Origin of the sequence: Mycobacterium kyorinense (assembly GCF_002101735.1) — a bacterium.
Lineage (GTDB): Bacteria > Actinomycetota > Actinomycetes > Mycobacteriales > Mycobacteriaceae > Mycobacterium > Mycobacterium kyorinense.
The window spans coordinates 1-15160 of the sequence record NZ_LQPE01000152.1 but is presented as its reverse complement, the minus strand read 5'-3'; the positions used below and the strand labels follow the sequence as shown (position 1 = coordinate 15160).

Sequence of the window (15160 nt, the reverse complement as noted above, 5' to 3'; positions counted from 1 at the left end):
GCGATTCTGCGTCTGCTCGGCCTAGATCACGGCGGCTTCCTTCCGTTCGGTGATCGGCCGCGCGAGTTCTTGCTCGTCGCAGATCCGCTGCAGCTTGTCCAGCGTCTCGTCCAGGCCGGCGCCCAGCCGGCGGCCAGGAGTGAAGGTGGCCGGCAACTTTCGCATGCCCTGGATGACGCCGATGGTCTCGTAGTGCACGGTGCCTTCGGGGTCGCACTGGTAGTCGGGCATCCGGTCGAGCACCGCGGTCAGCATCGACTTGAACACGGTGCGTGCCACGTTGGAGCCGATGCAGCGGTGCACGCCGATGCCGAAGCTGAAGTGCCGGTTGCCTTTACGGTCCATCACGATCTCGTTGGGCTCCGGGAACACCGACGGGTCGCGGTTGGCCATCGCCCACGAGATCCACAGCCGCTCACCCTCTTTGAACTGGGTGCCCTCGACTTCCACGTCGTCGGAGAAGGTGCGGCCGTCGCCGGGTGCCGGGGTGAAGTAGCGCAGGAACTCCTCGGTAGCCGGGTCGAGCAGGGTAGCGCGCTCGCGGCTGAGCCGCTCGCGCTGCTCGGGATGCTCGGACAGCCACTCCATCGCATGTGCGGTCAGCGCGGTGGTGGTGTCGAACCCACCGCCGATGACCAGCCCGAGGTTGCCCAGGATCTCGATGTCAGGGGCCGGCTCACCGTCGATCCGCATCTGCAGCAACCCATTCACGATGCCCGGCCGCGGATTCTCGCGGATCTCCAGCATGTTGTTGAGCAGATCCAGCCCCATCTGCCGGTGCATCTCGACCACCCGTTCCATCTCGGGCGAGTGTTCGGGGGTGTACACCGAGGCGTGGACCGGTTCGCTGTAGATCGACCACTTCTTCAGCGGGATGCCCAGCATCGCCAAGGTCAGCACCGCCGGCACGACGTTGGCCAGATCGTCGACGAAGTCGATGTGGCCGCCCTCGATCTTCTCGTCCAGACACGCCCGGACCACCTCGTCGATGAACGGCACCCATCGCTTGACCGCCGCCGGCGACAGGTACGGGTTCAGCACGTTGCGGTAGATGCGGTGCTCCGGCTCGTCCATCTCCAGGATGCCCCCGCGAACGCCGCTGGCGCGTTTGGCCACCGGAATCGAAATGCCTTGGTAGCCACGGCGTTCGCCGTTGACATCGTGATCGTTGGAGACGGCGGGGCAGCGGGCCAGCTCGAACACCGCCTGACTGCCGGCGGCAACCCAATGCCCGCCGTACGTCTCGGTCCAGGCCACCGGACACTTGGCGTGCATCTCCTCGGTGATCTTCTCGAACTGCAGCCGGTATTCGGGCGTGTGCCGGTCGAAGTGATACCGGTTCTTCTTGCGGTCGCTGTCGGTGACGACGTCGTCGACGCTCAAGATGTGGTCTCCGTGTGCTTTGGTGACGACCCGCTGCGCCCGACTTCGTCGCGCTGGCGATCGTCACGGACAAAGATGGCCTGCTCCGGGCACGACTGCGCGGCTTCGCGCACCTTCGACTCCTGGTCGGGCGCAACGTCTTCGGTGACCGCCGAGGAGTGCCCTTCGATGTCGTCGAGCTCAAAGGAATCCGGGGCGATCATGGCGCACAGTGTGTGGCCCTGACAGCGTTCCGGGTCCACCCAGACCTTCATCGTCTTCCCCTTACTTGCTGAAGTCGTACCACTTCAGGTAGCCGCCGGCATCCACCCGCAGCTGCACGCCGGTGACATACCGCGCTTCGTCGGAGGCCAGCCACAGCACCGCGTTGCTGATGTCTTCGGGTTCGATGAACGGAATCCGCATCGCCTGCTGCACACCGAAAACCGGCTCGGCGTCGGCGCGGGTCGGGTTCTCCAGGTCTGGCCGGAACGAGCGGTACATCGGCTCGCTCTGCAGCATCGGGGTGTTGGTGTTGGTCGGGTGGATGACATTGGCCCGAATCCCAAGCGGCGCAAGCTCGGTCGCCAGGTCGTGCACATAGGTCGCTATCGCCCGCTTCGAGTGCACGTAGGCCATGCCGCCGGGGTCGGCGCCCGGGTTGTCCTTCTTGGCGGTGTCCATCAGCGCCGCCGTGGAGCCGGTGGCGATGATCGACGCGCCCTCGCGCAGGTGCGGCAGCGCCACCTGGATCGCGTTGATGGTGCCGACCAGGTTGGTGTTGATCACGTCGCACCAGGCCTGCAGCGGCGGTTGGCCCTTCATGCCCGCGACGCCGGCCTGCGCCACGACGATGTCGAGCTTGCCGAACTCGGCCAGGCCGTTGTCCAATGCGGTGCGCAGTTGCGCGGCTTCGCGGACGTCGGCCTGCGCGATCACCACGCGTTGGCCGGTTTTCTCGATCAGCCGGGCGGTCTCGTCGAGGTCTTCCGGGCTGGCCATCGGATAGCCGATGGTCTCGATGTCGTGACAGACGTCGACCGCGATGATGTCGGCGCCCTCTTCGGCCAACCGCACCGCGTGGCTGCGGCCCTGACCGCGCGCCGCGCCGGTGACGAATGCGACTTTGCCCTCAACACGTCCCACAAGTTTTTCCTTTCGATACTTATGTGTTTCGACCGCCGTTGACGCCCAAGATCTGTCCGGTGATGTAGCCGGCCTCCTCGGACACCAGAAAAGCGCACGCCGCGGCGATGTCCTCCGGCTTGCCCATCCGGCGCACCGGTGTGGCGGCGATGTTCTTCTCGATGTCGCCGAGGAAGCCTTGCTCCTCGGCCTTGCGCAACATCGGGGTGTCGATGAAGCCCGGTGGCACCGCGTTGACCGTGATGCCGTTAGGCCCGTACTCCAGCGCCAGCGACTTGGTCAGCCCGTTCACCGCGGACTTGGCAGCCACGTAGTGGGCCATGTGTGGGGTGCCGGAGTGCGTGCTCGACGACGAGATGTTGACGATTCGGCCCCAGCCGGCCTCCAGCATGTCGGGCAGCACCGCCTGGATCATGTGGAACACGCCGTTGAGGTTGACGTCGATAATCCGCTGCCAGTCCTCGAACCTGATGTGGGTGAACCGCTTGAACCCGTCGAGGCCCGCGGCGTTGACCAGAACGGTCACCGGGCCGAGTTGCTCGCGGATCGCCGAGAGCGCGGCGTCGATCTGCGAACGGTCGGTGACGTCCGCGGTGAACGCGAGCTCGGTGTCCGACGGTTTGAGATCGATCGTGGCGACCTGCAGGCCGTCCTTGCGCAGCCGCTGCGCGATGGCCAGGCCGATGCCCGATCCGCCACCAGTGACGACGGCGGTCCTCATGTCCAGACCCTGCCACGGGCCGTCTCGGTCACAAAGAATCTCCCTTCCGAATATGAGAACCCTACTCTCACGTCGCGCGGTGTCGCAAGGTTCGACGGAAACCCTGGTCTGCCTGCGCAGACGTCGCGGAATCGGGGTGGGTGCCCGCTCGCCGAGTACGGCAGTCTCGTTTCTCCCGTTTTGTTGAATTCTCGAACGCTGAATGTATGATTCGCCGGGGATGAGAATGAAATTACCCATGTGTCTAGGAGGCCTGAATGCCATCGCAGGACACGGCAGCAACCATCACGGATGCTGGCGAGTCGAGGGGAGGCGAGGCCGCCGGCGACAGGCGGCTGCTGATCGACGGTCGCCTCGTCACCGCCGACCGCACCTTCCCGTCGGTCAATCCGGCGACGGGCGACGTCCTCGGGCACGCGCCCGACGCGGGAGCTGAGGAAGCTCAAGCAGCGATTGCGGCAGCGCGGCGCGCATTCGACACCACCGACTGGTCGACCGACGTCGAGTTGAGGATCCGCTGCCTGGACCAGTTGCACCAGGCACTGCTCGACAAGGCCGAAGAACTGCGGGCGCTGACGATCGCCGAAGTCGGCGCCACCCGCGCGCTGACCCACGGTGCGCAACTGGACGAGCCGATCGGGATCGTCCGCTACTACGCCGATCTGCTGCGGACCTACCCGATGACCGAAGACATCGGCGAGGTCGAATCGCGCGGCATGCGCCATCACCGCTGGGTGGAAAAGGAAGCCGCCGGAGTCGTCGGCGCCATCATCGCCTACAACTATCCCAACCAGCTCGCGCTGGCCAAGCTGGCGCCCGCGCTGGCCGCCGGCTGCACCGTGGTGCTCAAGGGCGCGCCGGACACCCCGCTGGTCACCCTGGCGCTCGGCGAGGTGATCGCCAATCACACCGACATCCCGCCCGGCGTGGTGAACGTGCTGAGCTCGTCGGACCCTGCCGTCGGAGCCGCGCTGACCGCCAGCCCGGACGTCGACGTCATCACCTTTACCGGGTCCACCGCCACCGGCCGCAAGATCATGGCCGCGGCCAGCGCAACGGTGAAGCGGGTCTTCCTCGAGCTGGGCGGCAAGTCGGCGGCCATCATCCTCGACGACGCCGACTTCGCCACCGCGAGCATGTTCGCGGCTTTTTCCATGGTCACCCACGCCGGACAGGGTTGCGCGCTCACGTCCCGGCTGCTGGTGCCCAAGCAGCACCACGACGAAATCGTCGAACTGATCGCGGCCAACTTCGCCAACGTCCGCCACGGTGACCCGGCCGACCCGAAAACCTATATGGGCCCGCTGATCAGCGAACGCCAGCGCGACAAGGTCGACGGCATGGTGCAGCGGGCCATCGCTGCGGGAGCCACCCTGGTCACCGGCGGCACGAAAATCGACCCCGGCTACTTCTATGCGCCGACCCTGCTCACCAACGTCGACCCCGACAGCGAGATTGCCCAAGAGGAAATCTTCGGGCCGGTGCTGGTGGTCATCGGGTTCGACGATGACGACGACGCCGTGCGCATCGCCAACAACTCCATCTACGGCCTGTCCGGCGCGGTGTTCAGCGCCGACCAGGACCGCGCGCTGGCGGTGGCCCGCCGGATCCGGACCGGAACGTTCTCCATCAACGGCGGCAACTACTTCGGCGCCAACAGCCCGTTCGGTGGCTTCAAGCAGTCCGGCATCGGCCGGGAGATGGGCGTGGCCGGGCTGGAGGAGTTCCTGGAGCGCAAGACATTTGCCGTACCCGTGAAGGCGGCGGGATGAAGCCGTTAGAAGGCATCCGCGTTCTCGAGGTCGCCATGTACGGGTTCGTCCCGTCGGCCGGCGCGGTGCTGGCCGAGTGGGGCGCCGACGTGATCAAGGTCGAGCATGCGGTGACCGGCGACCCGCAGCGCGGGCTGCGCCAGACCGGCCTGTTGCGCGTCGAGGGTGACCCCAACCCCAACATCGAGCACGCCAACCGCGCCAAGCGCAGCATCGGCCTGGACATGTCGGTGCCCGAAGGCAAGGACGTGCTGCTGGAGTTGGCCCGGCGTGCGGATGTTTTCTTGACCAGTTTCCTGCCGGGACACCGCAAGAAGTTCGGCATCGACGTCGACGACATCCGCTCGGTCAACCCGAAGATCATCTATGCGCGCGGCAGTGCGCTGGGGCCGCGCGGGGCCGAAGCCGAAAAGGGCGGCTACGACATGACCGCCTTCTGGTGCCGGGCGGGAACCGCCGCCACCATCACCCCGCCGGACATGCCCGGCATGATCGGACCGCCCGGACCGGCCTACGGCGACACGATTTCGGGGACCAACCTCGCCGGCGGCATCGCAGCCGCACTGCTCAAGCGCGAACGCACCGGCGAGCCGTCGGTGGTCGACGTCTCGCTGTTGGGCAGCGGCCTGTGGTCCCTGGGGCACACCGTGGCATTGACTGTCCACCTGGGCCAGCGGATGGAGGCGTTTCCGCCCGGCGTGCACGGTTCGCCGATCAACCCGCTGGTGGGGTTGTATGCGACGTCGGACAACCGCTACATCTCCTTCGTGATGATGCAGGCGTCCAAGTTCTGGGCCGACGTCTGCCGGCACATCGACCAGCCCGAACTCGCCGACGACCCGCGGTTTGCCACCGACGAGCAGATCGCCGCCAACACCGCCGAAGCGGTGGAGATCCTGTCCAAGGTGATGGCCACCCGCACGCTCGCCGAATGGAGTGAGCGCTTCGCGACGCTGTCCGGGCCGTGGGCGCCAGTGCAGGACACCCTGCAAGCCGCCAACGATGCGCAGATCCGGGCCAACGACTACCTGGTGCGGGCCGGCGAACTCGAGTTGGTCGCAAACCCGGTGCAATTCGACGTCGCCGCCCCCATAACAGGCCCGGCGCCCGGGTTCGCCGAACAGACCGACGATATCTTGGCCGAACTCGGGTACGACTGGGACCGCATTATCGAGCTCAAGACGGCCGGCGCCGTCACATAAATCGGGGGACTCGATGCCGCACGTCGCTGCGATTGGCACCTACCTGCCGTGCTGGGGCGCGCCCCACCGGCGGGTGGCCGGTGACGACGAAGACGCCATCACGTTGGCCGTCGAAGCCGGCCGAGCAGCGTTGAGCGGTGGCGGCGCGGTCGAACGGGTCGTCGTGGTCAGCCGATGTCTGCCGCTAACCGAAAGCAGCAACGCGGCGGTGCTGCTGGCCGGGCTGGGCCTGGATCCCGAACTGGAAGTCGACGAACGGCTCGGCGGGGCGCCGGCGACGCTGGACGCGTTGAGCTCCGCGCGCCCGCGCACGCTGATCATCGGCATGGACCTCGATCCGGCCGGCGCGGCGGCGGTGCTGACCGCCGAGAAGGGGTTGCACGTCCGAACGGCCGCCCGCATCGCCCGCAGCCTGCCGGTGCGGACCCGCAACGCCGTTGGGGTGGTGCACGATTACGGCGATCCGCGGCTGCTGCAGCAACGCGGCGTGGTGGCCTCCCTGGAGGCGGCCTGGGTCGACACCCCGCTGGCGGTCGCCGGTGTGGAGCACGAGCAGGCGCTCGAACTGTCCACCGGACAACAGCCCCGGCTGCCCACCGTCGGGGCAAGCTCGGGGCTGTTCGCGCTTGCCGACATGGCACAGTCGCAGACCACCGGGCGGCTAGTGGGCGTCGAGCAGGCCAGCCTGTCCGGGATCACTGTGGTCGGCGGGGCAGCGCGGGTCTACCGTCATCAGCCGCCCGCCCGCGCCATACCCGAGACGACGTTCATCCCCGGCGCCGATCTGGCGATCTCGCTGGCCGCCTACGAGCGGGCATTCGAGGCCAAAGTCCGTTGGGAGGCAGGCAAATACGCCGACAGCGACGACCTGGACTTCCCGCCGCGCTACCGCGTGGGTGACGACGGGGCGCTGGCCACCGACTACGAGCTGGTGCCGTTGCCGCGCACCGGCAAGGTGTACACCGCCGTCTCGGTACACATGCCGGTGCCGGGCCTGCGTACTCCGTATGCGCTGGTGATCGTCGAGCTCGACGAGTGCAGCGTGCGTGCCTTGGTGAAGGTGACCGGTGTCGAGCCCGACAGCGTCCGGATCGGCGACCGCGGGCGGTTGGTGTTGCGCCGCATCGCCGTACGGTCGGGGGTTCCCGACTACGGTTACGCCTTCGAACCGCAGGAGGCGGCGGCATGAGGCCAGTGGCCATCGTCGGCGCCGGGATGACGCCGTTCGCCGAGCATTTCGCGCTGGGCATCAAGGACCTGCTGCCGATGGCGTTCGCCGACTGCGCGGCAAGCGTCGACAAGGGTTTGGCCAAAGGCGATCTGCAGGCCGCTTGGTTCGGTGCAATGGGCACCACCGACGGATTCCCGTCCGGTATTCTTGCCGACACCCTCGGGCTGCCCGACCTTCCGGTCACCCGGGTGGAGAACTCCTGCGCCACCGGCAACGACGCGGTGCGCAACGCGCTCTTCGGGGTTGCATCGGGTGCGTTCGACGTCGCGTTGGTCATGGGCGCCGATAAGCTCCGCGAGACCGCGTCGAAGGACCTGTTGTGGGAGTGGGAGGCGATGGCTCGCGACATGGCGTGGGACTATCCGCTCGGCTTGGTTGCGCCGGCCGGATTCGCCCTGCATGTCGCGCGTTACCTGCATGAGTCGGCGGCCACCAAAGAGCACATGGCGATGGTGGCGGTGAAGAACCATCGCCATGGCGTGAACAATCCCAAGGCGCGCTTGCGTTTCGAGATCACTGTTGAACAGGCGTTGAACGCGCCGACGGTGGTCAGCCCGTTCGGCCTTTACGATTGTGCGCCGCAGAGTGACGGCGCTGCCGCGCTGGTGCTCGCCGCCGAGGATGTGGTCGACCGGTTCACCGACCGGCCGGTGTGGATCCGGGGCGCCGGCCTGGGGCTGGATTCGGTGATGCACCAACACAAACCGGATATGACGACGTTTCCGGCCACGGTGCGCGCCGCCAAACGCGCGTTCGCGATGGCCGGTCTGACGCCGTCGGATGTGCATGTCGCCGAAGTCCACGACTACTTCACCGGCATCGAGCTGATCAGCTACGAGGACCTGGGATTCGCCGAACGATTCGGCGCGCACAAACTCGTCGAGGAAGAAGTGACCAGGGTCGGCGGCGCGTTGCCGGTGAACCCCAGCGGAGGTCTGAAGTCGAAGGGCCACCCGCCCGGTGCCACGGGGGTGGCGCAGTGCGTTGAGTTGTTCGAGCAGTTGCGTGGTGAGGCGGCCAATCAGGTCGACGGCGCGCGGATCGGCTTGGCGCACAACATCGGCGGTCCGACGGCGGTTTCGGCCGTCACGATCCTGGAAGGACCCGGGGCCGATGGGGTTTAGGGAGACGGTGGATCGCTGGTCGCCGGGTATCTCGGTGCCGCGGAACTTCTCCGGGCCGATGCAGGCCGTGGGCGGCTTGTTCGCGATGTCGGCGGACGCGGTGAAATTCGCGTTCCGTCGGCCCTTCTTCTGGCGGGAGTTCTTGGAGCAGTCCTGGTTCATCGCCCGGGTTTCGTTGGCACCGACGCTGTTGGTGGCCATCCCCTTTACCGTGCTGGTCAGCTTCACCCTCAACATTTTGTTGCGTGAACTCGGCGCCGCTGACCTTTCCGGTGCGGGTGCCGCCTTCGGCGCCGTCACCCAGGTCGGCCCGATTGTGACGGTGTTGATCGTGGCCGGCGCGGGTGCCACTGCGATCTGTGCGGATTTGGGCTCGCGCACCATCCGCGAGGAAATCGACGCGATGGAGGTGTTGGGCATCAACCCGGTGCAGCGGTTGGTGACCCCACGCATGCTGGCCTCCGGGCTGGTGGCGTTGCTGCTGAACAGCCTGGTGGTCATCGTCGGCATCCTGGGCGGCTACACGTTCTCGGTGTTCGTCCAGGACGTCAATCCCGGTGCATTCGCCGCAGGCATCACGTTGCTCACCGGGGTTCCCGAGGTGATCATTTCCTGTGTCAAGGCAATGCTTTTCGGCCTGATCGCCGGGTTGGTCGCGTGCTATCGAGGCCTGATCATCAGCGGTGGCGGCGCCAAGGCGGTCGGCAACGCGGTCAACGAAACCGTGGTGTATGCGTTCATGTCTCTGTTCGTGGTCAACGTGGTCGTCACGGCGATCGGCATCAAGATGACGGCGAAGTGAGCGGGGGGATGGCATGACGCTGCGAGCCGCCTACCCCCGGCTGTTCCGCCAGTTGGAACGGCCGGTTGGCACGCTGGGCCGCATCGGAGACCACACGCTGTTCTACGGTAAGGCGATCGCCGGGGCGCCCTTCGCAGCTGTGCACTACCGGAGGGAAGTCATTCGTCTGATCGCCGAAATCAGCATGGGTGCCGGCACCTTGGCGATGATCGGCGGCACCGTGGTGATTGTCGGGTTCTTGACGCTGGCCGCCGGCGGCACACTGGCGGTGCAGGGCTATAGCTCGTTGGGCAACATCGGGATCGAGGCGCTGACGGGGTTCTTGGCGGCGTTCATCAACGTGCGGATCTCCGCGCCGGTGGTTGCGGGTATCGGGTTGGCCGCCACCTTCGGCGCCGGAGTCACCGCCCAACTGGGCGCGATGCGGATCAGCGAGGAAATCGACGCACTGGAAGCCATGGCGATTCGCCCCGTTTCGTACTTGGTGAGCACGCGGATCCTGGCTGGGCTGATCGCGATCACGCCGCTGTATTCGATTGCCGTTATCCTTTCGTTCGTCGCAAGCCAATTCACCACGGTGTTCTTGTTCGGTCAGTCCGCCGGACTGTACGACCACTACTTCAACACATTCCTGAACCCGATCGACTTGCTGTGGTCATTCCTGCAGGCGGTGTTGATGGCACTGACGATCCTGTTGATCCATACCTACTTCGGCTATTTCGCCTCGGGCGGCCCCTCGGGCGTCGGCGTTGCAGTGGGCAACGCGGTGCGCACGTCGCTGATCGTGGTGGTGTCGGTGACGTTGCTGGTATCGCTGTCCATTTACGGTTCCAACGGCAACTTCAACCTATCGGGCTAGGGGAGGGGACGTGACGCGCAACCTCGGGCCGGGCCCCATTCACCGGTCTGAAACCGCCAGCGCCGCAAGGCCAGTCGCGGCATCGCCGGGGCGTCACTTCGGCGCGCAGTCATACGCGCGTCCGCTGGCGGGTCTGGCGACCATTGCAGTGGTTGCCGCGATCTTCGCGGTGGCAGTGGGCCTGTTCCAGGGCAGCTTCACCGAAAGTGTGCCGGTGACCGTGATTTCGCCGCGGGCCGGCCTGGTGATGAACCCCGACGCCAAGGTCAAACTGCGCGGCGTGCAGGTGGGCAAGGTAACTTCGATCGACTCGCTGCCCAACGGTCAAGCCGCTCTTCGCCTTGCGATGGATCCATCCCAGTTGCGTTTCATTCCTGCCAACGTCCTCGTCGACATCACATCCTCAACGGTGTTCGGCGCCAAGTTCGTCCAATTGGTGACGCCCGCCGAACCCTCAGCGCAGCGATTGCACGCCGGCCAGACGCTGGCGGGCGAGCACGTCATGGTCGAGGTCAACACCGTCTTCCAACAACTGACGTCGGTGCTGGCGCAAATCGAGCCGGCCAAGCTCAACGAGACACTCGGCGCGTTGGCTAAAGCGTTTAGCGGCCGGGGCGCACAGCTCGGTCAGTCGCTGTCCGACTTGGATTCGTTCCTGGCCGAGCTGGAGCCGAGCCTTCCAGCATTGAGTCATGACATCGCGGTCTCACCGGCGGTATTCAACGCCTATGCCGACGCGGCGCCTAACCTGGTGAAGACGGTCGCCAACGCGTCGAAGATCAGCCAGTCGATTGTCGACGAGCAAAACAACCTGGACGAATTGCTGCTCAGCGCAATCGGGTTGGCCGATGTCGGTAACGAAGTCTTGAGCGCCAACCGCACCCCGCTGACAAATGTGCTGCACCTGCTGGTGCCGACCACCGACCTGACCAGCGAATACCATGAGGTGTTCACCTGCGCTCTCGGCGGCCTCGTAACGTTATCGCACGGTCAGCCCTTGGCGGAGCCGAGCATCAATATCTCGGCGAGTCTCACGTGGGGTGGCGAACGCTATCGGTATCCGACGAACTTGCCCAAAGTCGCGGCGACGGGCGGACCGCATTGCTTGGGCCTGCCGAACCTGCCGTTCAACACGCATCCCCCGCAACTGATCTCAGATATCGGTGCCAACCCGGTGGGTTACGGAAACCCGCAGCTGCTGATCAACTCCGATCTCCTCAAACAGCTGTTGTATGGGCCGATCGCCGGCCCACCCCGCAACTCCGCTCAGATCGGACAGCCCGGATGAGCGGCGTGCGCGCGACGCTGGTCAAGTTCGGTGTCTTTGCCCTCGTGATGTCGGTGCTGACCGCGTTTCTGTTCTTCATCTTCGGCCAGTACCGAACCGGTGCGACGACGGGCTATTCGGCGGTCTTCAACGATGCGTCGCGTCTCAAGACCGGAGATTCAGTGCGGGTCGCCGGCATCCGGGTGGGCACCGTCAACGGCGTCTCGCTGCAGCGGGACAAAAAGGTCGTGGTCAAATTCGACGCGGACCGCAGCATCATGCTCACCGACGGCACCAGGGCGGCGGTTCGCTACCTCAACCTGGTCGGTGATCGCTACCTCGAACTCGTCGACGGCCCGGGCTCGACCAAGCGGCTGCCGGCCGGCGGGCAGATTCCCGTCGACCGCACCGCGCCGGCGCTTGACCTCGATCTACTGCTCGGCGGACTGAAACCCGTTATCCAGGGCCTGAATGCACAGGACGTCAACGCGCTCACGTCGGCGTTGTTGCAAGTCTTCCAGGGCCAGGGGGGGACTCTCGAGTCGCTGTTCGCCAAGACGACGTCGTTTTCGAACGCGTTGGCCGACAACGATCAAACGGTGCAGCAACTGATCGACAACCTGAACACCGTGGTGGCCACGATTTCCAAGGACGGCACCAAGTTCTCCGCCGCGGTCGACAAACTCGAGCGGCTGATCAGTGGCCTTTCCGAGGATCGCGACACCATCGGCACCGCCATCGACGCGCTGGAGAAGGGAACTGCCTCGCTGGCAGATCTGTTGACCAGCGCGCGCCCGCCGCTGGCCGGGACCATAGAGCAGTTGAGTCGGCTGGCGCCGGGTCTCGACGACGACAAGGACCGTCTTGACGCCGCACTCCAGAAGGCGCCGAAGAACTATCGCAAGCTGGTCAGGCTCGGCGTAGCCGGCGCCACCATCCCGTACTACGTCTGCGCGATAACGATCCGTGGCACGGATCTGCAGGGCAAGACGGTGAATGCCCCCTGGTTCAGGTCAGAAGCTGAAAGGTGCAGGGAACCCTGATGCTGAAGTATCGCGGAGCTGGGCTCGTCAAAGCGGGCTTCATCGGCGCTGTCCTGATCGTGCTCGTTATTTTGGTGGGCCTGTCGCCAGATCAGTTGATCTCGTCGGCGACATCGGTCCGATATCAGGCGCTGTTTTCGGAGGCCGGCGGCCTCGCCGTGGGCAACGACGTCACGGTGTCGGGCATCAAGGTCGGCAGCGTGTCGAATGTGTCACTGCGCAACGGCGATGCTCTGGTGACGTTCTCGATGAGAGGCAATGTTCCGCTCGGGTCGGAGACCACCGCGCACATCCGCACCGGCACGCTGCTGGGCGAGCGGGTGCTGACGTTGGAATCCGCCGGCACCGGCACGATGCACCCGATGGCGCTCATCCCGGTCTCGCGGACCTCCTCGCCCTACTCGTTGACCGAAGCGGTCAGCGACTTCACGTCGTATGCCGGCGATACCAACACGGCGACGCTGAATCAGTCGTTGGACACGCTGTCGGCGACGCTCAACCAGATCGCACCGCAATTGGGTCCGACCTTCGACTCACTCTCCCGGCTATCGCGCACCATCAACGGCCGCAACACGACTCTTGGCGACCTGTTCAAGAGTGCCGCCGATGTCACCGGAATCCTGTCGGAACGTAGCCAGCAGGTCAACAAGCTCATCCTCAACTCCGACGATCTGCTCCAAGTTTTGGTCGCGCGCCGGCAAGAGATCGTCGACCTGCTGGCCAACACGTCTGCGGTGGCCAAGCAGCTGACGGGATTGGTGCACGACAACGAAAGCAAATTGGCGCCGACGCTGCAGAAGCTCAATTCGGTGACCGCCATGCTGGAAAAGAACCGCGACAACATCGCCAAAGCACTGCCCGGGCTCAAGAAATTCCAGATCACGGTGGGTGAGGCTATCTCCAGTATGTACGCCTACTCGGCGTTCGTCCCGAACTTCCTTATCCCGCAACTCTTCCAGCCGTTCCTCGACTACCTCTGGGGATTCCGCACTTTCGACACGACCCGTGGTCCCGGCTTCCCTTCACCGGTGCCGCGGTCATTGATGCCCTGGCCGTACAACGGTATTCCAGTGTGCCCTGGCTGTACCTTGGGCGGGCGCATCGGAGGATCTCAATGATTTCTCGAATTCCGTCGATTCCGCGCAACAGGCTAGTGCCCGTCGCCGCGGTCGTCTTGATCGGGCTCATCGTCATCGGCGCGGCCGTGGTGGTCCGTAACACGTTCTTCGGCCCAAAGACGATCACCGCCTACTTCACCACCGCGACCGCGATCTACCCGGGCGACGAGGTGCGGGTCTCAGGTGTCAAAGTCGGCAATATCAAATCCATTCAGCCGCAGGGTACTAAGGCCAAGATGACTCTCAAGGTCGATCACGGCATACCCATTCCCGCCGACGCGAAAGCGGTCATCGTCGCCCAGAACCTGGTGGCCGCCCGCTATGTCGAGCTCACTCCCGCCTACCGGACCAGCGGCCCAGTAATGCCTGACGGCGCGGTGATACCGGAGGAACGCACGGCGGTACCCGTCGAGTGGGACGAGGTCAAAACCCAATTGATGCGGCTGGCAACGGATCTGGGTCCCAACAGTCAGGTCTCGACGCCGTCGGTAGCCCGGTTCATCGACAGCGCCGCCAACGCACTGCAGGGCAACGGCGACAAGCTGCGGCAAACACTTACCCAATTGTCAGGGGTCGGGCGCATCCTCGCCAACGGCAGCGGCAACATCGTCGACATCATCAAAGGTCTGCAAACCTTCGTCACCGCGCTACGCGACAGCAACGTCCAGATCGTGCAGTTCAACGACCGGCTGGCCACCCTGACCAGCGTGGTCAACGACAGCAAATCCGAGCTGGACGCGGCGCTGACCGACTTGTCGGAGGCGGTTGGTGAAGTCCAGCGATTCATCGCCGGGACCCGCGACCAGACCAGCGAACAGATTGTTCGGCTGGCCGATGTCACGCAGGTACTGGTCGACCATCACATGGATCTGGAAAACATTCTGCACGCCGCGCCGAATGCGCTCGGCAACTTCTTCAACGACTACAACGCCGACACCGGAACCATCGTCGGCGGCTTCGGGATCATGGACTTCGCCAATCCCACGGCGTCAGGCTTGATGGTTCCGCTGCCGATTCCCGGCTGCTCGCAAGTCGGCGCCGTCGAGAACGTCACCGCGATCGAATCGGCCAAGCTGTGCGCGCTGTTTATCGGTCCCGGGTTGCGGCTGCTCAACTTCAACAATCTGCCGTTCCCCATCAACATATTCCTGCAGAAGTCGGTAGACCCTTCCAAGATTCTCTACACCGAACAGCGCCTGGCACCCGGCGGAGAGGGCCCGAAACCCGGACCGCCCGAGATCCCGCCCGCGGTGTCGGCCTACACCGGCCTGCCGGGTGATCCCGTGGGACCGCCGGGGGCGGTACCACCGGGGCGGATACCCGGCGCTGCGATGCCGCTGCCGCCGCCGCCGATGACGCCGGCGGAACCGCCGCCACCACCGCCGCCCGCGGCGCCCAGCGTGCCGAGCATGCTGCTGCCGGCCGAAGGGCCGCAATCATGACACCCTCTGTGTCAACCTCAGAGCTGAAATCAGGCTGCTGCGGCGGCGCTGAGCGCGGGTTGGGCGCCGTT

The 15160-nt window shown here is 65.4% G+C and carries 13 protein-coding genes and 1 pseudogene; 10 read left to right on the top strand and 4 right to left on the bottom strand.

Going from position 1 to position 15160, the window contains the following annotated elements:
• Nucleotides 1-21: 21 nt before the first annotated feature.
• From AWC14_RS20870 to AWC14_RS20855, 4 genes and pseudogenes are all read right to left on the bottom strand, one after another.
• A complete protein-coding gene (locus AWC14_RS20870; RefSeq protein WP_045384380.1) occupies nt 22-1383 on the bottom strand; it encodes a cytochrome P450 in 1362 nt (453 codons plus the stop codon).
• Nucleotides 1384-1442: 59 nt separating this feature from the next.
• Nucleotides 1443-1637: pseudogene (locus tag AWC14_RS20865) on the bottom strand (ferredoxin); the annotation flags it as partial.
• Nucleotides 1638-1647: 10 nt separating this feature from the next.
• Complete coding sequence (locus tag AWC14_RS20860; protein WP_045384378.1) at nt 1648-2508, bottom strand: mycofactocin-coupled SDR family oxidoreductase; 861 nt, start codon at nt 2506-2508, stop codon at nt 1648-1650.
• Nucleotides 2509-2527: 19 nt separating this feature from the next.
• Entirely contained in the window at nt 2528-3229 is a 702-nt protein-coding gene (locus tag AWC14_RS20855; protein WP_045384376.1) for an SDR family NAD(P)-dependent oxidoreductase, read from the bottom strand.
• A gap of 257 nt (nt 3230-3486) precedes the next feature.
• Here AWC14_RS20855 and AWC14_RS20850 point away from each other — a divergent pair, with 257 nt between their 5' ends.
• Genes AWC14_RS20850 through AWC14_RS20805 form a run of 10 tightly spaced genes read left to right on the top strand, consistent with a single transcriptional unit; the run spans nt 3487 to nt 15089 of the window.
• Nucleotides 3487-5001 (top strand): aldehyde dehydrogenase family protein, encoded by a 1515-nt coding sequence (locus AWC14_RS20850; RefSeq protein ID WP_045384374.1) that lies wholly within the window; start codon nt 3487-3489, stop codon nt 4999-5001.
• Nucleotides 4998-6203 carry a CaiB/BaiF CoA transferase family protein gene (locus tag AWC14_RS20845; RefSeq protein WP_045384372.1) on the top strand — a complete coding sequence of 402 codons (1206 nt, stop codon included), beginning with the start codon at nt 4998-5000 and terminating at the stop codon, nt 6201-6203. The genes AWC14_RS20850 and AWC14_RS20845 overlap by 4 nt, the downstream gene beginning before the upstream one ends.
• A gap of 13 nt (nt 6204-6216) precedes the next feature.
• The gene (locus AWC14_RS20840; protein ID WP_045384369.1) at nt 6217-7392 is read left to right on the top strand and encodes an OB-fold domain-containing protein; all 1176 of its coding nucleotides are present in this window, start codon (nt 6217-6219) and stop codon (nt 7390-7392) included.
• Nucleotides 7389-8558: a thiolase C-terminal domain-containing protein gene (locus AWC14_RS20835; protein WP_045384367.1), complete on the top strand. Its 1170-nt coding sequence runs from the start codon at nt 7389-7391 to the stop codon at nt 8556-8558. Before AWC14_RS20840 ends, AWC14_RS20835 begins: the two co-directional genes overlap by 4 nt.
• On the top strand, nt 8548-9360 hold the full coding sequence (locus AWC14_RS20830; protein ID WP_045384365.1) for an MlaE family ABC transporter permease: 813 nt from the start codon (nt 8548-8550) through the stop codon (nt 9358-9360). Before AWC14_RS20835 ends, AWC14_RS20830 begins: the two co-directional genes overlap by 11 nt.
• 13 nt (nt 9361-9373) lie before the next feature.
• Nucleotides 9374-10219 carry an MlaE family ABC transporter permease gene (locus AWC14_RS20825; protein ID WP_045384362.1) on the top strand — a complete coding sequence of 282 codons (846 nt, stop codon included), beginning with the start codon at nt 9374-9376 and terminating at the stop codon, nt 10217-10219.
• A 10-nt stretch (nt 10220-10229) separates the two neighbouring features.
• Nucleotides 10230-11507, top strand: coding sequence for an MCE family protein (locus AWC14_RS20820; protein ID WP_057003168.1), 1278 nt, complete (start codon nt 10230-10232; stop codon nt 11505-11507).
• A complete protein-coding gene (locus AWC14_RS20815) occupies nt 11504-12529 on the top strand; it encodes an MCE family protein (protein ID WP_045384359.1) in 1026 nt (341 codons plus the stop codon). The genes AWC14_RS20820 and AWC14_RS20815 overlap by 4 nt, the downstream gene beginning before the upstream one ends.
• Complete coding sequence (locus tag AWC14_RS20810) at nt 12529-13647, top strand: MCE family protein (RefSeq protein ID WP_045384429.1); 1119 nt, start codon at nt 12529-12531, stop codon at nt 13645-13647. The genes AWC14_RS20815 and AWC14_RS20810 overlap by 1 nt, the downstream gene beginning before the upstream one ends.
• A complete protein-coding gene (locus tag AWC14_RS20805; protein ID WP_045384357.1) occupies nt 13644-15089 on the top strand; it encodes an MCE family protein in 1446 nt (481 codons plus the stop codon). Before AWC14_RS20810 ends, AWC14_RS20805 begins: the two co-directional genes overlap by 4 nt.
• The last annotated feature ends 71 nt before the right edge of the window (nt 15090-15160 follow it).

What these genes read in the sequence shown, in the direction of transcription:
- AWC14_RS20805 (WP_045384357.1), top strand. Translation starts at nt 13,644, where the DNA reads ATGATTTCTCGAATTCCGTCGATTCCGCGCAACAGGCTAGTGCCCGTC.
- AWC14_RS20830 (WP_045384365.1), top strand. Translation starts at nt 8,548, where the DNA reads ATGGGGTTTAGGGAGACGGTGGATCGCTGGTCGCCGGGTATCTCGGTG.
- AWC14_RS20845 (WP_045384372.1), top strand. Translation starts at nt 4,998, where the DNA reads ATGAAGCCGTTAGAAGGCATCCGCGTTCTCGAGGTCGCCATGTACGGG.
- AWC14_RS20810 (WP_045384429.1), top strand. Translation starts at nt 12,529, where the DNA reads ATGCTGAAGTATCGCGGAGCTGGGCTCGTCAAAGCGGGCTTCATCGGC.
- AWC14_RS20825 (WP_045384362.1), top strand. Translation starts at nt 9,374, where the DNA reads ATGACGCTGCGAGCCGCCTACCCCCGGCTGTTCCGCCAGTTGGAACGG.
- AWC14_RS20815 (WP_045384359.1), top strand. Translation starts at nt 11,504, where the DNA reads ATGAGCGGCGTGCGCGCGACGCTGGTCAAGTTCGGTGTCTTTGCCCTC.
- AWC14_RS20855 (WP_045384376.1), bottom strand. Translation starts at nt 3,229, where the DNA reads ATGAGGACCGCCGTCGTCACTGGTGGCGGATCGGGCATCGGCCTGGCC.
- AWC14_RS20840 (WP_045384369.1), top strand. Translation starts at nt 6,217, where the DNA reads ATGCCGCACGTCGCTGCGATTGGCACCTACCTGCCGTGCTGGGGCGCG.
- AWC14_RS20850 (WP_045384374.1), top strand. Translation starts at nt 3,487, where the DNA reads ATGCCATCGCAGGACACGGCAGCAACCATCACGGATGCTGGCGAGTCG.
- AWC14_RS20835 (WP_045384367.1), top strand. Translation starts at nt 7,389, where the DNA reads ATGAGGCCAGTGGCCATCGTCGGCGCCGGGATGACGCCGTTCGCCGAG.